This is a genomic window from Hymenobacter negativus (assembly GCF_017571495.1).
Classification (GTDB): Bacteria; Bacteroidota; Bacteroidia; order Cytophagales; family Hymenobacteraceae; genus Hymenobacter; species Hymenobacter negativus.
This window is the reverse complement of record NZ_JAGETZ010000002.1, coordinates 416715-439082: the sequence shown is the minus strand read 5'-3', so window position 1 is coordinate 439082 and position 22368 is coordinate 416715. Positions and strand designations below refer to the sequence as shown.

Genomic DNA, 22368 nt, shown 5'->3' with positions numbered 1-22368 from the left:
CTAATTGCTGGTTTCGGAAGCCAGCAGTTGACGGCGGGAAATGCGGCTTTGGTATACGCCGAAGAAGATGCTTAATAACGCTGAGAATACGGCCAGGGCAGTAATTAAAGCCGTGTTGCCAAGGTAGGCGAAGTGAATCACCAAAAGGGCAACCAAGATATTCAGCAAGCCAAGCAGCAACACCGTGCTTATTTGCTGAAAGCCCATGGCCAAGATGCGGTGGTGGATGTGGTTCTTATCGGGTGAGAAGGGCGACTTGCCAGCCAGCATGCGCAGCGAAAATACCCGTAGCGTATCAAACAGTGGCACAAACAGGATGCCTACTGCTACCGATGGAGCCGATGAGCCAAAGGGCTGCCCCACCCGCAGGCCCATTTCTATAAACTGAATGGCTAGCACCGACACGATGAAACCGCAGACAAGCGAGCCCGTGTCGCCCATGAAAATGGGCGCACGGTGGAAGTTATAGCGAAGGAAGCCCAGCAAGCCCCCAATGAGGCAAACCGCTACGTAAGCATAGTTGCCGTAGCTGGCACCGCCATATTGATAGAAATAATACCCAAACGTGCCGCAGATAATCAGGACGATGGTGCCAGCAAGGCCATCGAGACCGTCGATGAGGTTGATGGCATTGGTAATGCCCACGATAACGCCCAGCGTAAAGGCATAGCTAATGCCGATAGGCAGGGTACCAATGCCCAAAATACCCTGAAAGCTGGTGATGCGCACATCGGCCATTATCATTACAATACCCGTAGCAAGCAGCTGGCCCACAAATTTCTTGGAAACCGACATACCCACAAGGTCGTCCTTCAGACCCACAAAAAACAGGATGATGCACCCGGCCAGCAGCTCTTTGGCGCCGTTTTGCAACGGAGCGAAGATGGTGAGTGCTGACATAAAGCCCGCAAACACCGCTACGCCACCCAAACGTGGCGTAAGCGACTGGTGCACAGTGCGGCCGTTGGGCGTATCAAGCATGTTTTTGAGGTGGGCAATGTAGATAATGGACGGCACGGCGAACAGCGACACGAGCATTGCCCACATCCAAGAAAGGCCCAGGGGTATATCAAAATGAGTCATAGTGGAACAAAGTACGGGTTGGAGGCATTGGCAAAACCGCCGAAAAGCCGCGTGGCAGAATAAAGGTTGGCACTAGCTGTGCAAAATGCCTACTCGGTCAAGCAGGGCAATGTGCGTGAAATTGTCGGGCACAATGGAATCGGGCACGAAGATGAATTTTTTGTCAAAAATTTGGGAGCCGTGGTAGTAGCTCACCCAGTATTGATTGTTGAGGTGAAACAGAGCTGGGTCGAGGGGTTCAACAGGGATGGCGGTGTGCGCTGGTACCTCCTCGAATAGATAGCGCAGGGTGGAAGTCCGTACTTTTTCACCGTCTTCCTGCTGGCCATAGCCATTGGCATTGACGATGACACTGGTCAGCGGAAAATCATTGTGGTTGAGCAGGTATACCTGCCACAGAGGGTGGCCGTCGGGCGTCAGGGCATTATCGGCCGCGGGCACAATGGCAACCGAAACGCCTTCTACCTGTTCAAAAGGGATGTCTTGCTTCACAGGACCTCGGGATTTTAGCGGGGGTTGATAAACTAAAACAGCTGTACTGCAGCCGCAAGCACTTAATCAGGCAGCTGTTGTGTTAGCAGTTGGTGTAGCACCCAGCAGTTCTAGCAGGTGGGGCAGCAGCCGTTCTTGCACTTCGGCCACCGATACAACAGTGGCGCCGCCCAGCTCTTGCGCCAGGGAAGTCACAGCTTTATCGGTGATGCCGCAGGGCACGATGTGGCCGAAATACGAGAGGTCGGGATTTACGTTGAGTGCAAAACCGTGCAGGGTTACCCAGCGGCTGCATTTCACGCCGAGGGCGCATATTTTGCGGGGGTTGGCTGCGCCTTCTTCCCAATCGAGCCACACACCGGTGAGACCAGCAATGCGGCCGGCATTCAGGCCATACCCGGCGAGGGTACGGATAACGGCTTCTTCCAAAACCCGCAGGTACCAGTGGATGTCGGGCCGGAAATTATCGAGGTCGAGGATGGGATAGCCCACCAGTTGACCGGGGCCGTGGTAGGTGATGTCGCCGCCCCGGTTGATGCGATGGAAGCTGGCTTCATGGGCTTCCAGCGCGGCTTCGTTCAGCAGCAGATGCTCAGGCTTGCCGCTTTTGCCCAGGGTGTAGGTATGCGGGTGCTCGCAGAGCAGCAAGTGGTTGGGGGTGGGCTGCGGGGCTTCGCCGGTGGTTTCGGCCTGTCGGTTCCAGACTTTGATGGCCAGCGTGGCATCCATCAGGGTTTCCTGAAGCTGCCAGGTGGGCACGTAATCGACCAAACCCAGGCGCTGAACCTGAACCGTGCGGTTGATGGGAAAGCTGGCGTCGTCGGGGAGGATGGCGTCGAGCAGTTGCGGACGAAACTGTTCTATAGAGGAAGCCATGGGCTGGGATTTATGAATCGGGACGCAAAGGTACTAAGCACCGTAGGCATTAGCTTGCGGCGACTTGCGGTTGGATTATCCCCCTTCACCTTGGCTTATAGTCATCCGCCACGGACTACCAGCACTCCCAATACTTCTTTCACTCAACTGTTGCACATGGCCCATGCTCCTCATGAACTAGGTCGGGCCGGCGAGCAGGCTGCCGCCGACTACTACCAGGCCCAGGGATTTGAGGTGCTGGCATGCGGTTACCGGCACGGCCGGGCCGAAGTCGATTTAGTGCTCCGGCGCGGCAATGAGTTGCTCGTGTTTGCCGAAGTTAAAACCCGCTCTTCCAGTCAGTTTGGCACGCCAGAGACATTTGTATCAGAGCGCAAGAAGGAGCTGTTTCGCCTTGCGGCCACGCAGTTGCAGGAGGAAATGGACTGGCGCGGCGACATCCGTTTCGACATTCTGGCCCTGACCTTGCTCAGCCAGGGCTTTCGCATCGAGCAATTTGAGGATGCGTTTTATTGAACAACACGGAAGAAGTGATGTGGTTAATGGGAAGGTTCTTGCCTTGCCATTAGCCGCGCATTTACACCATTCTCTTTACCGGCGCTTGGGCGTCACTTTTGGGGCGGCCTTGGGCACGGTGCGGGGCGTGTAGCCCGGCCGGCTCTGATTAGGACGAGTGGGAGAATCAGCCTGGCCCCGGGTGTCAATATTCTTCTCTTTATCGTAAATCAGCTTGGCATCGCGGTTGTATTCGCGAATGAGCTCCGGCTCGGCTACTTCAGGGTCGTAACCGGTTTCGCCGTATTGGTACTCGTAGCGGCGACGGCCCCGGAAGCCCCAGAACTTGGTCCAGGTGCCCACGCGCTTGCCATTTTCAAACTGGCCGCGCCAGTCGGGCTGGCCATTGAGGAGGAATTTGGCGTAGTCGCCTTCCAGTTTGCCATTTACGTAAGGCACCACTTCATTGATTTTGGCACGGTCCTCGCCGTAGTAGCTCACGTTGGCGTCGCGTGGGAAGCCCATTTCGTAGTGGGTTTTGGCCAGGAGCACGCCGTTTTTATCGAACCGCTCCCAGCGCAGGTGGCGGGTACCCAGCGCGTAATAGCCGGTTTCGAGCACCTTATTGTTCTGCATCTTCTTATAAGGGCCATGCAGCACCTTAAGGGAGGTCATGTTCTCATCAATGGCCGCCAGCTTCAGGACTTTATGCTTCTTGGTGTCGTAATAGTAATGCGCCGGGGCATAGTCGGCAAGCGGCCGGGGGTACTTGAGGTAGTAGAAGATTTCGATAATCTGGTTGCGTCCTTTCGGGCCTGACTTGGCAAAGGCCTTCTTCATCTTCTCGCCCAGGAAGACGTTCTTTTTCTTCTTCTTGGACTTGCGCTGGTCGGCCTTTTCCGAATCCTTAGCAGCTTTTTCCTGCTCTTTGGTAAGCACCACCTTGCGCGCGGTGCTCAGTGAGGGCTTGCCATTGAGGGAGTCGCTGGTGTGTGTGAGCGTATCGGATACCAGCACGGCCGCAATGGGCTGCTCGGGGGTGCTGTTAAAGGAAACGGTTTTGCGGGTGCAGGCCCACGGCAAAAGCGTGAACAGCACCAGTGCCAAACCCAGGAAACGCAGCGGCCGCAGCCACAAACGAGAGATACGCATGAATCGCACGGAATATTTTCGGGGCATCAACGCAAAGGTATAGGACTTTGGTGCCCGGCGGGGTGAGACGGTTGGGGTGGAAGGATATGGCGGCATTCGTCATGCTGAGTGGCGCGCAGGCCCCCTCATAGGTACGCCGTTTAAAATTACTGCAAACCGCTCAGCAGTGGTAAGGCCCTTTGTGCCGCTCAGGATAACGGACGACTCCGACCCTCACACCCCAACCGTGCGTGCGGCCACGTCCAGCTGCTGGCCCTTCACCAGCAAATGCACGCGCAGGTTATGGGCACTGATTACTTCGTCTTCGGGCAGGTTAGGCAGGTTGTTGTGCGTGAGGCTGGCGGCATCTACTACCACTACGGCTTCCTCGCCAAACACCTCGGCGGGCTGACCGTGGCGAATAATAAGGCCGGTTTCTTCGCTCAGGCCAATGCCCAACAGGGTGGGCTGGGCCAGCACGGCGTGCATGAGGCGCGGGTAGCGGCCCCGCTCGGCAAAGTGTTGGTCGAGGAGCACGCCAGGCAGCAGGCCCAGGCCGGGCTTTACCTCAATATGGCCAGCGAGCAGGCTGCGCCAGCCGTGGCCGTTCACGAGCATGAATTCGGCTACGGCGGAGGCGCCGGCGCTGGTGCCCGCCAGGATGAAGCCGGCTTCCGTCTGGTATTTGTGCTTGAGGATGGAGAGAAATTCGGTGCCGAGCAAAAAATCGATGATGCGCTCTTGGTCGCCGCCACTCATGAATACAAGCGTGGCCCGGCGTAGGCGCTGGAGGGTTTCGGGGTCGTCGGCCGGATAGTCTTCGCATACCTGGAGGTGGCGCACGTGCGGGCAGCCCAGCTGGTGCCACGAGTGGGCGTAGGCGGCGGCCGTGCGGGCGGGCTGGCGGCGGGTGGCCGTGGTTAGCACTTCGATGGGGGCGTTGCGGTCGGCCAAGAGGCCGGCCAGGCAGGCGATAAACCGGTCGTCGTCGCCGCCGCCGAGCACGGCAATGGTGCCCAAGGGAGCGGCTGATGGGGATTCGGCGGGCATAAGGGCAGGGTTTGAATCGGCAAGATGGGGCGGCGGGCTAGAACGATGCTATACGCTGTCCTGCTGAGCGCGGCGAAGGACCTTCTCCTATTCGCAATAATTGATTTTATGGCAAACTGTTCAAACGGACGAAGGTCCGTTGCTGCGTTCAGCTTGACGGAGGTATTGCTCTTTCTACCGGTTTCAATACTCGTTTACCGCCGGCTTAGCCCTACTTTTGTGGGGCTTATTTTCTCCATCAACCCCGCTTGCCTAGCGAAGCATCTCCCCTCCCCTCTTTTTTCATGCAGCCGCAGACCGTGGAAACCATCACGTCCCTGATTCAGGAGGGCGAATTTTTTAAGCTCAAGCAGCTGCTCCGCGATTTCCAGCCCTCGGAGCTGGTAACGCTGATTGAGGCCGAAGAAGACCGGGAGCAGCTCATCATCTTCCGGCTCCTGCCCCTCAAGCTGGCTACCGAGGTGTTTGAATACCTTGATTTGGAGGTGCAGCGTCACTTTCTGGATAACCTGGCCCAGGACAAGATGGCCGACATCCTCAACGAGATGTCGCCGGATGACCGCACGGCCTTGCTGGAATTTCTGCCCGCCAACTTCGTGGCCGAGCTTGTGCAAAGCCTCTCGGAGGAAGAGCGCAAGGTGACCTTGCAGCTGCTGGGCTACCCCGAGTACTCGGTGGGCCGCCTGATGACGCCGGACTACATTGCCATCCGCGAGAACTGGACGGTGCAGCAGGTACTCGACTACATCCGGCAGCACGGCGGGCAGTCCGAAACGCTGAGCATGCTCTACGTGACCGATGCCCACGGCGTACTGATTGATGACATTCGCATTCGGGAGTTCCTGCTGGCCGCGCCCACGGTGCGGGTGCGCGAGCTGATGGACCGCCGCTTCGTGCAACTCACCGCCAACCAGGACCAGGAAGAGGCCATCGATATTTTCCGGCGCAACGACCGCAACGCTCTGCCCGTGGTGTCGGACCAAGGCATCCTGCTCGGCATTGTGACAATTGATGACATCCTGAGCATCCGGGAGCAGGAAGACACCGAGGACATGCAGAAGCTCGGCGGCTCCGAAGCCCTCGACGAGCCCTACCTCACCATGCCGCTCATGCGGCTGGTGCAGAAACGGGCAGGCTGGCTGGTAATCCTGTTTCTGGGCGAATTGCTCACGGCTTCCGCCATGCAGTTTTTCGAAGGAGAGCTGCAAAAGGCCATTGTGCTGATGCAATTTGTGCCCTTGATTATCAGCTCGGGCGGCAACTCTGGCTCGCAGGCCACGTCGCTCATTATCCGGGCCATGGCGCTGGGCGAGTTCACGCTGGGCGAATGGTGGCGGGTGCTGCGGCGCGAGATTATTACGGGCCTGGCGCTGGGACTGATTCTGGGTTTTGTGGGCTTCGGGCGCATTGCCATCTGGCAAAGCATCACGCCTATTTATGGCGAGCATTGGGTGCTGGTAGCCCTCACGGTGGGCATTGCGCTGGTGGGCATTGTGCTATGGGGCTCATTGGCAGGCTCCATGCTGCCGCTCATCCTTAAGAAGCTGGGGCTGGACCCGGCCACGTCTTCGGCCCCCTTCGTAGCCACGTTGGTGGACGTCACGGGCTTGATTATCTACTTCACCGTGGCGCTGCTGCTGCTGCGCGGCACGCTGCTGTAGCGTTTCCAGCCCGTCGGGCCTACTTATCTATGCGCTGCATAACGGGCTGTAAATGACGTTCTGGAAAAATCATCGCCCCCGCCTGATGCTGTGCCGTGGCTTAGTTGTACCGCACCTGCTGCTGGCTAGTACACTGGCGTTGAGCAGTTGTGCTGTGGTGGGCCACGTCACCCAGCTCGATGATGACTACTACCGCGTGGTGAGGCGCAAAGCTTCCGACTCGCTGGTAGTCCGGCTACCGGCCCAGCTCTACGTGCAGCAACGGGCCGATACGCTGCTTCTCACCCCGGATGTGCCTGCGGGGGCTCCCGTCACCATCCACTACCACCTGCGCCCCGACCGGCATTTGGTGTTACTGCGACGCCGGCTCGACCTTGATGTGTTTACCATTCCTTTTAAGGTGCGGCCGCCGCAGGGGGGAGTGCCGGTGCAACTCAACACCAATTTCAACGCCGCTATTTACGTAGGGCGACGGCTCGATTTTTACTCCCTCCGCACCAAGCGCAGCACCCCGTTTGGGCCCACGGCGCACATTCGAGCCACGGGCCTGGGCTATGGCGCGTTTGTGGGGGCGGGCTCCACTTTCATTACCGCCGATGTAACCGGGCCGCGTCCGAGCACCACCGAATACGAAGGCGTAGTGCTGCACGGCGGGCTGGCCACCATCTACGATGCCCGGGCTTTCAACATTGGCGTGGCAGCAGGCATCGACCAATTGCTTGGGCCTGATGGCAGCTACTGGGTGTACCAGCACAAGCCTTGGTTTGGGGTGCTGTTTGGGCTGGATTTGAACTAGCCGGGCCACTCCCTTATTTCATCGCAATACGTTGCGGGCCACATTACCACTGTGCCCGACCCCATCTCACGCATGTGTAAGGCATGTAGTCATACCCCCCGTACCTATCGCACGCATGTGTAAGGCATGTAGCCACACCCCCCACAGCCATTACACACACGTGTAAGCCATGTAACCACACCCCTCATGCCTACCGCCACGTGTTGCGATGGCTTTGCCGGCTCTTATTCCAGCTTGCGCCGGCTGGCCTTCTTCTCTCCCTGAAGTTTCTTGCCCTCCAAGCGTTTGCGCACGGCGCTTTTACTGGGCTTGGTGGCCTTGCGGGGCTTGGGCCGGCGCAGGCTGCGCACCAGCAGCTCATGAAACCGGGCCAGGGCCAGCTCCTTATTGCGGAACTGGCTGCGGTCGTCCTGTGCCACTACCAGCAGCAGGCCCTCGGCCGTGAGCTGGTTGCCGACTTTCTCCAGAATCAGGGCCTTTTGCTCGTCAGTCAGCACCTGCGAATCCATCAGGTGCCAGCGCAGTTCCACCCGCGACTCTACCTTGTTCACATTCTGCCCACCCGGCCCGCTGGCTCGGCTGGTCTGGAAAGTGATTTCGGGCAGAAAGGCCGCAGCGGGAGGTAGCATGGAGGTAAGAATTATTACACAAAGAACGTCATGCCGAGCGCAGCCGAGGCATCTCGCGTGTCACCACTAATCCTTTCTGTCGGATTACTGCTGCCCACGAGATGCCTCGGCTGCGTTCGGCATGACGGCCGTTTCAGTTCTTATTTGTTCAGCAGCATCGCCCCGTAGGAGTACCCGCCGCCGAAGACGGTGATGATGATTCTATCGCCTTGCTTGATAGTGTCCCACACCTCGGCTAGGCCAATGGCAGCACCGGCGCAGCCCGTGTTACCGAGGCGCTCGATGTTGCTCACGGCGCGGGCCGGGTCGAGGCCCAGCGACTTGGTCACGTTTTTCGAGATGCGCAGGTTGGCCTGGTGCGGGATAAGGTAGGTGAGCTCCTCGGTGGGGATGTGGTGTTTGTCGAGCAGCGTTTGCGTCACGCGGGCCATGTAGGTGCAGGCCTGCTGAAACACATCGCGCCCAAATGGCATCACGATGCCACGCTCCACTGGTTTTAGGGTCACGGCTTCATCGGCCTTGCTCACGGGGGCAGCCCCGCCGGTGATGACCTCGGCAATGTGCAGGTCATCGGGGCTGATGCGCTCTTTGCTGATGAGCAGCGTCGCCGCCCCATCGCCCCAGAGGTGGCCGGCCATGGTATCTTCCTCGTTGTTGTAGGCTGTGTTGTGCTCGCTCACTACCACCACGGCACGGGTGGCCTTGCCCATGGCAAAGTAGCCCTCCACGATTTCGACCGCATTGAGCAATGACGAACAGGCCGAAGAGATGCTGACGGTCGGGATTTCGTTGATATCCAAATCGCGCTGCACGGCATGCGCGGCCGTAAAGATGGTATCGTGCGGCGTATAGGTACCAGCCACAATAAGGTCGACACTATTCTGAGCAAAGGCGGGGGCGGCAGCCAGCGCGGCGCGGGTTGCGGCAATGGCCATGGTGTTGGCGTTTTCGCCAGGGGCCGCTTTGCGACGCTCCTGGATGCCGGTGCGCTCAATTATCCACTCGCTGGCCAGGCCATTCAGACGGGTGAAATGAGCATTGGTGACGACGGCCTCCGGAAGGTAGGCCGCCACATGATGAAGGTACACGGAATGGTATTGGGTGGAAAACGTAAGCGGGCCTTTCGGCCCGGCAAAGGTACGCCTCCCAGCCGCCGGCGGTCGGGCTGGCTTGGTAATATGCCTAAATCTTATACACCAGGCGCTATTTGTCAGTGTTGACGTGCTGCATCATGCAGGCCGGCACCGTCTGTCATCATGCCTTTCCTACCTGTTATCCAACGCTCGCGAAGGACCTTACCACGTTCGCAGTGAACCGACTTACCGCGAACTGCTCTTCGGTGCGCATGCCTTCGCAAGCGCTGGATGACAAAACGCACCTACTCCTTCACAATGCGACCACTGCCGTGCACCGAGCTGCTAAGCTGTGCGCCGCCGGCCACATACACACTGCCCGAGCCCGAGATGCTGGCATCGGCCGAGCGGCTGGCGTACACATGGGCATCGCCCGAGCCACTGATGCGGGCCTGGCAGGTTTCAGATTTCAGGTCGTGGGCTTTCACTTGGCCCGAGCCGCTGATGCGGAGCTGCTGGCGCGGGCAGGTTCCGCCCACCAGCAAGTCGCCGGAACCTGATAGGTTGGTTTCGAGGCTGCTGGCCGTGAGCTGTGGCACTTGCAGCTTGCCCGAACCCGACACATCCAGCTTCATAGCATCGGCTTTCAGTGGGCCATTGACCTCAAATTTGCCCGAACCGCCCACGCGTAGCGCCGTCAGGCTGGGCGCCGTGATGTATACCGTAACAGGCCCCTGGTCTTTGTAATTGCCCATCTTGTTTCGGTTGGCCAGCCGCAATTGGCCGCCATTCACCACCGTTTCAAACTCGGCCAAAGCTTCCGGGCTGGCCTCAACCACGACACTTTGGGGGCTTCCCTGCTTGAGCACTACCCGCGCCGAACCGCCCAGGTTTACCTCGGTGAATGCCCCCACCGAACGGGTTTCGCGCTCAGTTTCAGGCCGGGCGGCTATAAAGGACGATAACATCCCCACTGCAAGCAGTAGGTTGGTCCAGAGGGTTTTGGTTTGTTGCAGAGCCATCGAAAAAAGGAGAAAGGTGAATGATTAGCCACGATTACCGCAATGATGCCCGCAACGTTACAGGGGTTGCCTGCATTATTTATGCTTCGGCAAATACCTCACTCCACTCCAGCTCCAGGCCTGACAGGATGCGCACCGGAATGGGACCGGGCTCGTAGAACTCGCCCGCCAGCTGGTACTGGTCTCCCTCCAACACATATACCGCTACCGTTTTCACCCCCGGAAATACAATCCAGTATTCCAGCACCCCACTTTCCTCGTAGAGGTCGAACTTGATTTTGGTATCGCGGGCCGTATTGCCGGGCGACAGAATCTCCACAATCCAATCCGGCGACCCTACGCAGCCGCGGTCATCAAGTTTGGTCCGGTCACAGATGACGCAGATATCGGGCTGCACCACGGTCGTAATCTCCTGGTCACCATTGACGCCAGCAGTATTCAGGCGGACGTCGAAAGGAGCCACGTAAACCTGACAGGGCTTTCCTTTCAAATACTGCCGAATCTCAGCAGCAATGTTCAACGAGTACACCTGATGAAGTCGGCTAGACCCCGCCATCGGCCGCATAAGCCTGCCTTTGATGAGCTCCACAAACTCGTCGAACTTCCAGGTCAGATAGTCGGCGTAGCTGTATGTTTTGGTTGGGTCAAGCTGCGATAGCGAGGTGATTGCAGACATAATTCAGGGCCGAACGGGTTTCTGTAAAGATACAGGTCGGCTCCGTCCGCCTTCTAAAACTCTACATGCAGCCGCATGGCCACCACATGCACCGGCCCGCTCCGGTCGCGGTTGTAGGCAGGGTTGATAACCAGCTGGTAATCGGGGCTGATGCTCGCATGGTATTGCGGCAGTGCGAAGCTGTAGTACACCTCCCCAATCTGCTCCAGGCCATAGTTCAGGGCGCCATCGCCCACGATGAAGCCGTAGCCACCAGCGGCCAGGTAGGCACGGTGCTCGGGGCTGATGCCGTTGGCTACAATGGCCGCGCCCAGACGGTCGTCGGGCCGCTGCCAGCGGGCGCCGGTGCTGGCAATCCCCAGGCTGGCACTGTGGTCGATTTCGGTGAAAGCCCAGGTTTCGTTCTTGCCATCGTTGTAACTCACGCGGGCAAACAGCCCCACATTGTTGGCAATTTCCTGCTCGGCATTCAGGCTGAAGCCCACCTTGGTGTGGCCGTCGCGGCGCACAGCCGTCACATCGGGCTGCTCGCCGATAAGCTGGGCCAGTCGGATGGCGGTATTATAGGTAGCCATAGCCGCTACGTTGCGAAAGCCCAGCGCCCGGATGGTGCCCTGCCGGCCGTTGAGGTGGTAGGTTTTGGTCAGCTCCAAGGTTTCGGCGTGAGCTGTGCCGTAGTGGAAGTCCAGCGTGGGGCCATTGGCCAGCGTGGGCATGAGCGTGGAGCCGAAGCGCACCGTGAACCCGGGCGTCACGTACTCAAACACGCCACCTACGGTGTAGCCGCGGGTATTGGCGGCGTAGTCCCAGGCCCCGGCGCTCATCAGGCTCCAGTTCAGGAACTGGGTGCGCGGGTCGTGCGAGTAGCTATTCTGGTCGAAGAAATCGGCGGTGCTGAACTTGCCCAGCGTGACAGCGAAGTAGCGCTGCGGACTGGTACCGGCCAACTGGTTGAGGTCGTCGAGGTCCACATCGGTAGCCGTACCCAGCGCAAATACCTGCCGCAGATAGAGCCGCGCCAGGTACAGGTTTGGAGCCGGGTCGCCGATACGAAACGTTTCGCCGTTGGTGAAGCCGGCCACGCCGCGCGCACCGCTCAGGCCACTGCCGCCAGCTACTTCCGGGTTGAAATACAGAGCCGCCCCCTTCCACAGCCGCCGCCCAATGAAAAGCGTGCTGGTGAAGGAAAGCTTCGCCGATTCGCGGTCGGCTAGGCTATAGTTGCCGGCATACGGTGTGGTCAGGTCATTGTGCCACTGGTCAATGAGTGTCTGCTGGAAGTGCAGGCTCCAGTTGCGGGGCGCTTCGCTGGGCTGGTGCATGGGCTCCTGGGCCGAGGCGGCATTGGGCGGAACGGGCGGTGTAGCAGCTCCGGGTGGCGTGACCTGGGCACGGGCCTGGCCGGCGCAGAGCAGTCCGCTGGCTATCGCCAATAAGGCAAGACGGGTTTTCAGCACGATGAAAATAAAGCGCTTAGGACAGTAGCGCATCTGAATAGAGCGGCGAAGCTCCGTGCTGCCAGGTGTCGCTTTGATGAAGTACACGTTTGCAGGCCTGCATCGGCGCAGCCCGGTGCAGGCCGTACTTTTGCATCATGCCTTTGCTTCATTACCTCGACCAAGGCCAGGGCCAGCCCCTGGTTATCCTCCACGGCCTGTTTGGCACCCTCGACAACTGGCAAACCCTGGCGCGGCGCTGGGCCACTGAAGCCGGCCTGCGCGTGATTAGCGTCGATTTGCGCAACCACGGCCGCTCCTTCCACTCGCCCGAGCACACCTATGCGCTCATGGCGCAGGATGTGCTAGCCCTGTTCGACTACCTGCAGCTTGGGGCCGAAACCACGCTCATGGGCCACAGCATGGGCGGCAAAGTAGCCATGCGCTTCGCCCTCGACTACCCCGAGCGTCTGGCACGACTCATCGTGCTCGACATTGCCCCGCGCTTTTCCAACATGGAGCATCAGGACGAAATTCTGGCCGGTCTGCAATCCGTCAACCTTGCCACCATCACCAACCGACAGGAGGCCGACGCGGCGCTGGCCCAGCACATCCACAGTGTAGGCGTCCGGCAGTTTCTGCTGAAAAACCTGTACCGACAGGAGGACAACAGCTTTGCCTGGCGCATCAACCTCCCGGTATTAGCGGCCCAGTTAGCGGCTATTGGCGAAGAGACCATTAGCGCGACGCCATTCCTAAAGCCAGCTTTGTTTATCCGGGGCGGCAAGTCAGATTACATCACAGCGGAGGATAAAATGACCGGCATTCCGGCGCTATTTCCCAACTCGCAGGTGGCGACGGTGGTCGATGCCGGGCACTGGGTGCATGCCGAGAAGCCGGAGGAAATATTTGGGATGGTGAAGGCCTTCGTGGGCGCTTAGGCGCATTATTATAGAGTAGGTCGGCCCCGTTTTCGCGCTCAGGCACCCAGTCGGTACCCAAGCACGAAAACGGGGCCGCGTATCTATTTAGAACGCCTGCCGGATTAAGGCATTACCCTCAAGGGCAGATTCAAAGCGCTGAGGACCTACATCTTTAAGGGCAGAGCGAATTGATTAATAATTCGTATTATTATATCTCCTAACGGCCAGTTCCGGGCCGGGTGTTCGCACGCATTTTAGCCTTATTACCGAAGGGCACTCAAGCCAGAACAGCGGCAAGAGCCCAACTCTTTCCAGCCACTTCGCATATTTCAGCACCTGGCTTTTTCAGCGTGCAGGAAAAGTTAGTACCCGCATTTCTGAACTTCAGGCTGAGTGAAATGAAGTACCGCCCGGTCTGTCAGATGAAGCCGTAAGGCTGCTTCTTCTCCGACCAGCAGCGCTTTCCTGATACTTCCCCAGCCTACAAGTGCCGACAACCCATTCGGCTAGGCCCCTTACCGCACGACTGGTTCCAGCCCCTAGTTGCACAACTCAAATAGTCATAGCCACCAGCACCATGTTTCAAAACCACTGATTCCTGCTGTTGCATCAGCTTGGAGAGTGGGAGGATTTCAGCCGTAACTACCTACACTTTACCCTTTCAACTCCCAACAAGCCTATGAAAAACATGCTTCAATCTATCCGCCTTTGCTGCAAGGCCATTGCGCTGCTTGTGGTACTTTTCGCCCTGCCACCGCGCCTGGTGTGGGCGCAAACTTTTCCAACCAACTTTGCCGGCGTGCAAATTGCCACTGGCCTCGACCCTGTGGGCATGGACGTGGCCCCTGACGGGCGCATTTTTCTGGCCGAGAAAAGCGGACGGGTGAGAATCATTAAGAACGATGTCTTGCTTCCTACTCCTTTCATTACCATTCCCAACGTGGATAATTTCAACGAAAGGGGCTTGCTGAAGGTGCTGGTGGACCCGAACTTCAGCAGCAACGGGTACGTGTATGTGTATTACACCTACAAAGCCAGCGCCACTGTGAGCAACAACCGGGTAAGCCGCTTCACGGCCTCCGGCGACCTGGCCGTGGCCGGGAGCGAATTGGTGCTTATCAACATCGACCCGCTGGGCCCCGTTGGGTACCACAACGGGGGCGGGCTGGCCATAAAAGACGGGAAGCTTTTTATCTCCGTCGGCGAAAATACTGTTGCGGCTAACGCGCAATCTTTCACCACTTTGAAGGGAAAGATACTGTGCATCAATACGGATGGCAGCATTCCGACCAGCAACCCTTTCTACACCTCGGCCACGGGCATCAACCGGGCCATCTGGGCGCTGGGCCTGCGCAATCCATTCCGGTTGGCGGCCCAACCCGGCACCGGCCGGCTTTTCATCAACGACGTGGGCAACAGTGCCTGGGAGGAAATCAACGATGGCATTGCTGGCAAAAACTACGGCTGGCCCGGCATTGAGGGCGTAAGGACGACCCAAACGCCACCCACCAACTACCAGGACCCTTTTTACGCCTACAGCCACAGCTCCGGCTGCTCCATCACGGCCGGGGCATTTTACAACCCCACCACGGCCACTTTTCCTGCTTCGTACGTGGGCAAGTACTTTTTTGGAGACTATTGCAACGGTTGGATTAAGACCATTGACTTGTCCACCAAAGCCGTGACGACTTTCGCAACTGGCATCGACCGCCCGTTGGATGTGGCAGTGGGCCGCAACGGCACCTTTTATTTTATCGCCCGCGGCGGCCTCAGCGGCGGCTCGGATGAGGCCAACACTTCGAGCACCAACGGCGTGGTATGGAAGGTAAACTACACCGGCAATGGCCTGCCGGTCATCGCCGTGCAACCCACCAACAAGTCCACTTCCATTGGGCAGCCCGTTACGTTCGCCATCCTGGCTTCTGGCAACCCGACCCCCACCTACCAGTGGCAACGCAACGGGGTTGCCATTGCGGGCGCCAATACGTCGAGCTACACGTTGCCGAACCCGGCCCTGACCGACAGTGGGGCACGGTTCCGGGTAGTGGTCAGCAACTCGGCGGGCACGGCTACCAGCAGCGAAGCCACCCTAACGGTAATCAACAACCAGTCGCCCGTCGCCACCATCACGACCCCGGCGGCCGGGCAAACGTATTCGGGTGGCGACGTCATTTCCTTTGCCGGCACAGGAACCGACAGCGAAGATGGCACACTACCTGCCAGCGCTTTCACCTGGAAAATTGACTTGTATCACTTCGATACTCCGACCCATAGCCATCCGGCCCTGGAACCCACCACGGGCGCCACCGCCGGCACCTTCACCATCCCGGTCGAAATGGAAACCTCCGCCAACGTCCTGTTCAGAATATTCCTGACGGTCGTTGATGCGCAGGGCGCTACCAATACGGTTTCTCGCGACATTATTCCCGTGACTTCCACCACTACCCTGGCAACCAGCCCGGCCGGCTTGGCAGTGAAGCTGGATGGCAGCGCTGCCACGGCACCGCTTTCGTTCACGGGGGTGAGTGGGATTCTGCGGGCTGTCGAAGTCGCATCGCCCCAGACGGTAAACGGCATTACCTACGCATTCGCATCCTGGTCCGATGGCGGCGCCCGTGTGCACACTATCTCCACCCCAGCCACCAACACCACGCTCACCGCCACGTTTGTTCCCGTCACGGGGGGCGGCATCACGGCCGGCGGCGTGTATGAACTCGAACCGCAGCACGCCCTGGGACAACGGCTGGACGTGCGGTCTCTTAGCACCGCCGACCAAGCCATTGTCGAATTGTATCAAAGCAATGGAGGAAAAAACCAGCAGTGGAAATTCATTAGCCGCGGCAACGACATCTACGAACTGGAGCCGCAACACGCCCTTGGCAAACGCCTGGACGTGGCAGGCCGTAGCGCCGGCAACAATGCCGCCGTGCAGTCCTACACCAGCAACGGAGGAACCAACCAGTTCTGGAAGGCAATTGCTTTGGGTAATGGCATTTACGGATTCGAGCCGCAGTGTGCCGTGGGCAACCGCTTGGACATTGGCCCGCTGAGCGGCGTGACCCGGGCCGTGAGCATCGTGGCTAACACCAGCAATAGCCAGCGCTGGAAGCTCTACCCGGTGGCCGCGAACCGTTCAGCAAGCGGCGGAACGGCGACAACGCAGGATGCCTTCGCGGTGAAAAACGCTCTCTCGGCATATCCGAACCCATTCAGCGCCCAAACGACCGTCAACTTTCAACTACCGGCCAAAAGCCAGCAGGCCTCTATCCAGGTTTATAATCTACAAGGCCAATTGCGGCGCAGCGTTGACGTGGGGGGCAATGAAACAGGCCGCATCCAACTCAATTGCCAGGACCTAGCCGCCGGCGTCTACCTGTATAGCTTGGTGGTGGACGGAAAAGCCGTGGCCAACAACCGCCTGGTCGTGAACCCTTGATAAGGCTATTCCTACTTCGGTTAATGTCCGATAGCCTTACTGCTGCCGGCTATAATGGCGAAGCACACAAGGCCGTCAAGCTAGTGCCCGGCAGTGCTGGTCAACTAATTGTAATGAAACCCTATTGCTGGTCGAGCGACCGACAATAGGGTTTTGTTTTGACGTTAGTTGAAGCCGTTGTTAGCACTGAATCTGTAACTGAATATTTTTAGTTGCGGGCATAGCTGGTTGAAATGCTTTCATCGCACGAATACTTTTGCTCTCCGCAGGTACCCGGTATTCGAAGAGCGGTGCAATGTTTTCCAGAGCCTACACGAAGGTGAGAACTACCCTAATTTCGCACTTCCTTATTGAACGCGCATTTTCTCGCTCTTACTTCTCCTTCTCACACTAGCTAAGTGTCAACCCTCTTTCTCATTCCCACACCACTCGCCGATGACACGGCTTCGCAGGTACTGCCGCCGCAAGTCATTCAGGCGGTGGCGGCTCTCCCCTACTTCCTGGTAGAGAATGCGCGCACGGCCCGCCGCTTCGTGAAAAGCGTGGCTCCACACCGTGTGATTGAGGACATCCGCTTCGTGGTTATCGATAAAGACAGCACCGACGCAGAAGTAAAGGCTGCCCTGACACCCCTTCTGAAAGAAGGAATTGATGCCGGCATTCTGAGCGAAGCGGGCTGCCCTGGCATCGCCGACCCCGGCGCGGCGCTGGCACGGGAGGCGCACCAGCAGGGCCTGCGCGTGGTGCCGCTGGTGGGGCCGTCGTCGCTGCTGCTGGCGCTCATGGCTTCAGGCCTTAATGGCCAGCAATTCGCCTTTCACGGGTATCTGCCCATTGAGAAAGCGCCGCGCGTGGCGGCCATTAAGGCGCTGGAAAAAGAGGCGCAGCAGCGGCAGCAGTCGCAGCTATTTATCGAGACGCCGTACCGCAACGGGGCGCTGTTTACCGATTTGCTGGCGCACTTGCAGCCCGGGACCCGCCTGTGCGTGGCCGCTGACGTGACGGGCGCGGGCGAATTCATTAAGACGTTGAAGGTAGCGGACTGGAAGCGCCTGCCCGCCCCGGAGCTGCACAAGATTCCGACGGTATTTGTGCTGGGGATGTAAAATGTGTACCCCGAATTTCCAATTCGGCATGCTAGAACCTCACCGTTCCAACGAGCCAAATTGGAAATTCGGGGTACACGTTTTTACGAAGCCCGCACTACAAACTTGGGCTCACTTACAGGCAGGTGCTCGTGTGGTGCGGGTAGCACGGTTTCGCCGTGCTGGCTCAGGTCGAGGCCGTCGGCTTCGTGCATGGCGTTGACGCGGATGGGGATGAGCAGGTTGGTGAACTTGTAGAGCAGGTAGGAGCCGCCGAAGGTGAAGACCGAGATGAAGGCCAGCGCGCCGAGGTGCTTCGTTAGCAGCACCCAGGAGCCGGTGGTAACCAGGCCGCCGTCTTTGGCGAACACCGCCGTGAGAATCATACCCACGATGCCGCCCACGCCGTGGCAGGGAAATACGTCGAGGGTATCGTCGAGGGTAGTTTTGTTCTTCAAATCAACCGCGCCGGCACTGATGGCGGCCGATACCACACCGATGAACAGCGCCGGGCCGTAGCTCACGTAGCCCGCCGCCGGGGTGATGGCCACCAGGCCAACCACCGCACCAATGGCCGCGCCGGCCGCCGTGGGGCGCTGTCCGCGCACGGCCTCAATCATCATCCATGTGAGCATAGCGGCGGCCGAGGCCATGTGTGTCGTGAAGAACGCCTGCACCGCCGTGGTATTAGCGGCCAGGGCCGAGCCGGCGTTGAAGCCAAACCAGCCGAACCACAGCAGGCCCGTGCCGATGAGGATGAACGGCACGTTGGGCGGAATGTGGGTGTGGCCTTCGAGGTGGCTGTGGCGGCGGCCCAGGGCCAGCGCACCAGCCAGCGCCGCAAAGCCGGCCGAGATGTGCACCACCGTGCCGCCCGCAAAATCGAGCACGCCCCATTTAAACAGGAAGCCATCGGGGTGCCAGGTCCAGTGGGCCAGCGGACAGTAGATGAGTAGGCTGAACAGGCACATGAACAGCAGGTAGCCCCAGAACCGAATCCGCTCGGCGAAGGCGCCGCTGATAAGGGCCGGCGTGATGATGGCAAACTTCAGCTGGAAGGCCGCGAAGAGTACCAGGGGCAGGTTGGTAGCCAGGCGGGCGTGGGGGGCAGTGCCCACGTTATTGAACATAAAAAACGTCATCGGATTGCCGATAACGCCGCCGATGCTGTCGCCAAACGCCAGCGAAAATCCCACCACGTACCACAGAATCGAAATCACGCCCAGCGCGATGAAGCTCTGAAGCATGGTGGAAATGACGTTGCGCTTGCTCACCATGCCGCCGTAGAAGAAGGCTAGGCCCGGCGTCATGAGCAGCACGAGGCCGGAAGCCGACAGCATCCACGCCAGGTCGGCGGGGTTGAACGCGTCGGGCTTGGCGTCGGGGTGGTTTTGGGGCAGGAAGGCGGCAATGCCAGCCAATAATAGAATGAGGCCCAGGCAGGCCGTCGCTAAATATTGTTTACGAGTCATAACGGTAGTAAAATTAGGGCTGCCCTGCTAATTTACGCTACGATTTTCTCTGTTCCCCATTAATTTCAGAGGGCACTTATAAAAAAAATCCCCTTTAGCACAACCAAGATACCTATTTCCTTAGGCAGCTTCCTTCCTGAAGGCAATGGTGAAAGCCGTGCGTTTCGCCGGATTAGTGGCCAGTTGAAACTGGAAGCCGTGGGCCAGCAGCACGTCGCGCACCAGCGTGAGGCCGATGCCCTGCCCGTCGCGCTTGGTGCTGAAGAAGGGCGTGAATAGCTGCTGACTGACGGCCGGCGTGAGGGTGGGCCCATCGTTCTCAATGGTGAGCGTGGGGGGGTCAAGTGTGGTGCGCACCCAGATATTGCCGTCGTGGTCGATGGCTTCGAGGGCATTTTTGGCCACGTTCAGCAGGGCTTGCTCCAGCTGCTGGGGGTCGAGGCTGATGACCAGCGGGGACGGGGCTAGCTTCAGGTGCCATTGGATGCGGCGCTCTTCGCTCTGGGGCTGGTACAGGCGGCAGATGCCGCGCAGGAGGGCGTGCAAATCGGTGGGCTGGAGTGCGGGGGCGGGCAGCCGGACTAGGTGGGCGAAGTTGGCAATAAAGTTGGCCAACTGGGTATTGCGGGCAATGCTTACTTCGAGGGCCTGGGTGAAATCGGGCTGGTCATCGGCGGCTAGCTGGGGGGCGTAGTGCCCGAAGCTGTGCAGGATGGAGTTGATGGCACCGATGGAGTTGTTGATTTCGTGCGACATCATCCGGATGAGCTTGCCATAGGCTTGCTTTTCCTGCTGCATCAGCTCCTGGGTGAGTTCTTCGAGCAGGATGAAGCGGCGCGTGAAGCCCCGGTCCAGGAAGTGGGCGGCGTGGGCGCGGTAGGTGGCCAAGCCCGAGAGGCGCAGGGCCTGCGGCTGGTCTTCGGCCAGGTCGGCCAGGGCGGCGCCCCAGGCGCCGGGCAGCTCGGTGGGCAGCTGGCCCGGCAGGGCGGCTCCGGGTTGGTCCAGCATGCGCTCGGCGGCGGGGTTGGCGCTTTCGATGCGGCCGTCGAAATCGAGGACGAGGATGCCGGCGGGCGAGGCCTGGATGAGGCGTTCGAGCAGGAAGCTTTTCTCGTGCTGGCTCACGCGCTCACGGCGCAGGGCATCAATCATGTCGTTATAGACGGTGATGAGTTGGTCCATCTCGCGCTGGCCCACGGGCACGAACTTCATGCTGAAATCCTTGGCCTGCATGGCCGCCGTGCCGGCCGCAATGAGCTCAAAGGGCCGCACAAAGCCCCGGTACAGCCGCACGGCGAGGATGATGCTGGCTATCAACAATACTTCGCTGCCGAAAAAGAGCAGCAGGTTGGTGGTGCGCAGCTGCCACGCCAGCACAATGAGCACGGCGTGGATGAGGGTGACGAAAAGGAGGAACTGGAGGCGAAGGGACATGATATAGGAGCGGCGGACTATAAAAGAACGTCATGCTGAGCGCAGCCGAAGCATCTCGCGTGCAATAGTCAATCTGATTACTACTGCGGGAGAGATGTTTCGGCTGCGCTCAGCATGACGTTCTTTTCTATTGGCGATGGACGTTTCGGGGCCTACTCGTCGTACGGGATGCCGTGCTTTTCGAATCTTCTGTAGAGCGCGCCCCGGCTCAGGCCCAGCGCCTTGGCCACGCGGCTGATATTGCCCTCGTAGTGCGCCAGGCTCTGCCGAATCATTTGGGCTTCCAACTCGTCGAGGGTCATGGTGCCGGGGGTGGGCAGCTCGCCGGGCTGGGGCTGGTGAGCGGGCAGGCGCTGGGCGTTGGCCTGGAAATCGTCGGGGCCCAGCTCTTCTTTGCCGCTGACGAGCACAGCGCGCTCCACCAGGTTTTTCAGCTCGCGGATGTTGCCGGGCAGGGCCTGCTCGCGCAGCCAGTGCAGGGCGCGGGTGCTCACTTTCAGGGCCGGGCGCTGGTAGGTGGCGCGCAGCTTATCCACGAAGTGCTGGGTGAGCAGGGGAATGTCCTGCGGGCGCTCGCGCAGGGCGGGCAGGCGCACCGAAATCAGGTTGATGCGGTAGAACAGGTCTTCGCGAAAGCGGCCCTGCTGCACCATCTCGGCCAGGTTGCGGTTAGTGGCGGCGATGACGCGGATGTCGAGGCGGCGCGGCTTGCTGTCGCCCAGCACTTCGTAGGTGCGGTCTTGCAGCACGCGCAGCAGCTTCACCTGGCTGGCCAGCTCCAGCTCGCCGATTTCATCGAGGAAGATGGTGCCGCCGTTGGCCAGCTCGAAGCGGCCCACCCGGTCGGTTTTGGCATCAGTGAAGGCTCCCCGGCGGTGGCCGAACATCTCGCTTTCAAACAAAGAAGACGAGATGCCGCCCAGGTTCACCTTCACAAAGGCCTGGTTTTTCCGCTGGCTGTTGCGGTGGATGGCCTCGGCTACCAGCTCCTTGCCGGTGCCACTTTCGCCCTCGATGAGCACGGCCGCATCGGTGGCGGCTACCTGGCCCACCTGACGCAGCACGTGCAGCAGCTGCGCATCCTGCCCAATGATGTCGCGGAAGGCAAACTGTTGGTCCAGCTGGCGGCGCTGCCGGGCGGGGGCCTCGGCGGGGTCGGTGCCGGCAGGCGTTTCCTGCATGGCCAGTACGGTGCGGATGGTCTGGAGCAGGGCCTCGTTGTGCCAGGGCTTGGTGATAAATTCAGCCGCGCCGGCCTTCATGCCTTCCACGGCTAGGCTGATGCTGCCCCAGCCAGTGATGAGGATGACGGGCACCTGCGGGGCCAGCGCCTTCACCTGGCGCAGCAGGCCCAGGCCGTCGGCCCCGGTGGTATCGAGCGAGTAGTTCATGTCCATCAGCATGAGCCGGGGCGGCGTTTCGCGCACGATGGCCAGCGCCTCGGTGGGCCCGGCCACCGCCTGCGCGGGGTAACTGGCCTGCTTCAGCAGCAGCTTGAGCGACGTGCGGATGGCTAGGTCGTCGTCGATGATGAGTACCATGATTGCAGAAAGGTGGTGGTGAAAAAGGGCAATGGCGCTTCCGCAACTTTGCGGAGT

Annotated in this window: 19 protein-coding genes; 6 read left to right on the top strand and 13 right to left on the bottom strand. The window is 59.5% G+C overall.

Features of this window, described 5'->3' with window-relative positions:
• From J4E00_RS06095 to lipB, 3 genes are all read right to left on the bottom strand, one after another.
• Nucleotides 1-1083 (bottom strand): MraY family glycosyltransferase, encoded by a 1083-nt coding sequence (locus J4E00_RS06095; RefSeq protein WP_236049519.1) that lies wholly within the window; start codon nt 1081-1083, stop codon nt 1-3.
• Between the two features lie 72 nt (nt 1084-1155).
• Entirely contained in the window at nt 1156-1575 is a 420-nt protein-coding gene (locus J4E00_RS06090; RefSeq protein ID WP_208174228.1) for a hypothetical protein, read from the bottom strand.
• Nucleotides 1576-1641: 66 nt separating this feature from the next.
• Nucleotides 1642-2451, bottom strand: a complete 810-nt coding sequence (lipB, locus tag J4E00_RS06085; RefSeq protein WP_208174227.1) for a lipoyl(octanoyl) transferase LipB — start codon at nt 2449-2451, stop codon at nt 1642-1644.
• Nucleotides 2452-2607: 156 nt separating this feature from the next.
• Here lipB and J4E00_RS06080 point away from each other — a divergent pair, with 156 nt between their 5' ends.
• The gene (locus J4E00_RS06080; RefSeq protein WP_208174226.1) at nt 2608-2967 is read left to right on the top strand and encodes a YraN family protein; all 360 of its coding nucleotides are present in this window, start codon (nt 2608-2610) and stop codon (nt 2965-2967) included.
• A 75-nt stretch (nt 2968-3042) separates the two neighbouring features.
• Here J4E00_RS06080 and J4E00_RS06075 read toward each other — a convergent pair whose 3' ends face one another.
• Nucleotides 3043-4098 (bottom strand): toxin-antitoxin system YwqK family antitoxin, encoded by a 1056-nt coding sequence (locus J4E00_RS06075; RefSeq protein WP_208174225.1) that lies wholly within the window; start codon nt 4096-4098, stop codon nt 3043-3045.
• A gap of 213 nt (nt 4099-4311) precedes the next feature.
• The gene (locus J4E00_RS06070) at nt 4312-5127 is read right to left on the bottom strand and encodes a cyanophycinase (protein ID WP_208174224.1); all 816 of its coding nucleotides are present in this window, start codon (nt 5125-5127) and stop codon (nt 4312-4314) included.
• A 284-nt stretch (nt 5128-5411) separates the two neighbouring features.
• Between J4E00_RS06070 and mgtE the strand changes: the two genes are divergently transcribed.
• Both mgtE and J4E00_RS06060 read left to right on the top strand, forming a co-directional pair.
• Nucleotides 5412-6788, top strand: coding sequence for a magnesium transporter (mgtE, locus tag J4E00_RS06065; RefSeq protein ID WP_208174223.1), 1377 nt, complete (start codon nt 5412-5414; stop codon nt 6786-6788).
• Between the two features lie 52 nt (nt 6789-6840).
• On the top strand, nt 6841-7584 hold the full coding sequence (locus tag J4E00_RS06060; RefSeq protein WP_208174222.1) for a hypothetical protein: 744 nt from the start codon (nt 6841-6843) through the stop codon (nt 7582-7584).
• Nucleotides 7585-7808: 224 nt separating this feature from the next.
• Here the strand turns inward: J4E00_RS06060 and arfB are convergent, their stop codons facing one another.
• The 5 genes from arfB to J4E00_RS06035 form a co-directional block, all read right to left on the bottom strand.
• Nucleotides 7809-8213, bottom strand: a complete 405-nt coding sequence (gene arfB, locus J4E00_RS06055; protein ID WP_208174221.1) for an alternative ribosome rescue aminoacyl-tRNA hydrolase ArfB — start codon at nt 8211-8213, stop codon at nt 7809-7811.
• Between the two features lie 140 nt (nt 8214-8353).
• Nucleotides 8354-9301, bottom strand: a complete 948-nt coding sequence (locus tag J4E00_RS06050) for a 3-oxoacyl-ACP synthase III family protein (RefSeq protein WP_208174220.1) — start codon at nt 9299-9301, stop codon at nt 8354-8356.
• Nucleotides 9302-9591: 290 nt separating this feature from the next.
• A complete protein-coding gene (locus J4E00_RS06045) occupies nt 9592-10308 on the bottom strand; it encodes a head GIN domain-containing protein (RefSeq protein ID WP_208174219.1) in 717 nt (238 codons plus the stop codon).
• A 79-nt stretch (nt 10309-10387) separates the two neighbouring features.
• Nucleotides 10388-10984 (bottom strand): Uma2 family endonuclease, encoded by a 597-nt coding sequence (locus tag J4E00_RS06040; RefSeq protein WP_208174218.1) that lies wholly within the window; start codon nt 10982-10984, stop codon nt 10388-10390.
• 53 nt (nt 10985-11037) lie between these two features.
• The gene (locus J4E00_RS06035; protein ID WP_208174217.1) at nt 11038-12474 is read right to left on the bottom strand and encodes a carbohydrate porin; all 1437 of its coding nucleotides are present in this window, start codon (nt 12472-12474) and stop codon (nt 11038-11040) included.
• Nucleotides 12475-12578: 104 nt separating this feature from the next.
• Between J4E00_RS06035 and J4E00_RS06030 the strand changes: the two genes are divergently transcribed.
• From J4E00_RS06030 to J4E00_RS06020, 3 genes are all read left to right on the top strand, one after another.
• Nucleotides 12579-13361: an alpha/beta fold hydrolase gene (locus J4E00_RS06030; protein ID WP_208174216.1), complete on the top strand. Its 783-nt coding sequence runs from the start codon at nt 12579-12581 to the stop codon at nt 13359-13361.
• A 661-nt stretch (nt 13362-14022) separates the two neighbouring features.
• The gene (locus tag J4E00_RS06025) at nt 14023-16779 is read left to right on the top strand and encodes a PQQ-dependent sugar dehydrogenase (protein WP_208174215.1); all 2757 of its coding nucleotides are present in this window, start codon (nt 14023-14025) and stop codon (nt 16777-16779) included.
• 398 nt (nt 16780-17177) lie between these two features.
• The gene (locus J4E00_RS06020; protein WP_208174214.1) at nt 17178-17885 is read left to right on the top strand and encodes an SAM-dependent methyltransferase; all 708 of its coding nucleotides are present in this window, start codon (nt 17178-17180) and stop codon (nt 17883-17885) included.
• An 83-nt stretch (nt 17886-17968) separates the two neighbouring features.
• Here J4E00_RS06020 and J4E00_RS06015 read toward each other — a convergent pair whose 3' ends face one another.
• The 3 genes from J4E00_RS06015 to J4E00_RS06005 all read right to left on the bottom strand — a co-directional run bounded on the left by J4E00_RS06015 (nt 17969) and on the right by J4E00_RS06005 (nt 22311).
• Nucleotides 17969-19336, bottom strand: coding sequence for an ammonium transporter (locus J4E00_RS06015; RefSeq protein WP_208174213.1), 1368 nt, complete (start codon nt 19334-19336; stop codon nt 17969-17971).
• Between the two features lie 120 nt (nt 19337-19456).
• Nucleotides 19457-20770, bottom strand: coding sequence for a sensor histidine kinase (locus J4E00_RS06010; RefSeq protein ID WP_208174212.1), 1314 nt, complete (start codon nt 20768-20770; stop codon nt 19457-19459).
• A gap of 152 nt (nt 20771-20922) precedes the next feature.
• The gene (locus J4E00_RS06005) at nt 20923-22311 is read right to left on the bottom strand and encodes a sigma-54-dependent transcriptional regulator (protein WP_208174211.1); all 1389 of its coding nucleotides are present in this window, start codon (nt 22309-22311) and stop codon (nt 20923-20925) included.
• Between the last annotated feature and the right edge of the window lie 57 nt (nt 22312-22368).

Coding starts and splice junctions, on each gene's coding strand:
- J4E00_RS06075 (WP_208174225.1), bottom strand. CDS start 4,098: ATGCGTATCTCTCGTTTGTGGCTGCGGCCGCTGCGTTTCCTGGGTTTG.
- J4E00_RS06005 (WP_208174211.1), bottom strand. CDS start 22,311: ATGGTACTCATCATCGACGACGACCTAGCCATCCGCACGTCGCTCAAG.
- arfB (WP_208174221.1), bottom strand. CDS start 8,213: ATGCTACCTCCCGCTGCGGCCTTTCTGCCCGAAATCACTTTCCAGACC.
- mgtE (WP_208174223.1), top strand. CDS start 5,412: ATGCAGCCGCAGACCGTGGAAACCATCACGTCCCTGATTCAGGAGGGC.
- J4E00_RS06060 (WP_208174222.1), top strand. CDS start 6,841: ATGACGTTCTGGAAAAATCATCGCCCCCGCCTGATGCTGTGCCGTGGC.
- J4E00_RS06080 (WP_208174226.1), top strand. CDS start 2,608: ATGGCCCATGCTCCTCATGAACTAGGTCGGGCCGGCGAGCAGGCTGCC.
- J4E00_RS06070 (WP_208174224.1), bottom strand. CDS start 5,127: ATGCCCGCCGAATCCCCATCAGCCGCTCCCTTGGGCACCATTGCCGTG.
- lipB (WP_208174227.1), bottom strand. CDS start 2,451: ATGGCTTCCTCTATAGAACAGTTTCGTCCGCAACTGCTCGACGCCATC.
- J4E00_RS06095 (WP_236049519.1), bottom strand. CDS start 1,083: ATGACTCATTTTGATATACCCCTGGGCCTTTCTTGGATGTGGGCAATG.
- J4E00_RS06035 (WP_208174217.1), bottom strand. CDS start 12,474: ATGCGCTACTGTCCTAAGCGCTTTATTTTCATCGTGCTGAAAACCCGT.
- J4E00_RS06040 (WP_208174218.1), bottom strand. CDS start 10,984: ATGTCTGCAATCACCTCGCTATCGCAGCTTGACCCAACCAAAACATAC.
- J4E00_RS06030 (WP_208174216.1), top strand. CDS start 12,579: ATGCCTTTGCTTCATTACCTCGACCAAGGCCAGGGCCAGCCCCTGGTT.
- J4E00_RS06015 (WP_208174213.1), bottom strand. CDS start 19,336: ATGACTCGTAAACAATATTTAGCGACGGCCTGCCTGGGCCTCATTCTA.
- J4E00_RS06010 (WP_208174212.1), bottom strand. CDS start 20,770: ATGTCCCTTCGCCTCCAGTTCCTCCTTTTCGTCACCCTCATCCACGCC.
- J4E00_RS06045 (WP_208174219.1), bottom strand. CDS start 10,308: ATGGCTCTGCAACAAACCAAAACCCTCTGGACCAACCTACTGCTTGCA.
- J4E00_RS06025 (WP_208174215.1), top strand. CDS start 14,023: ATGAAAAACATGCTTCAATCTATCCGCCTTTGCTGCAAGGCCATTGCG.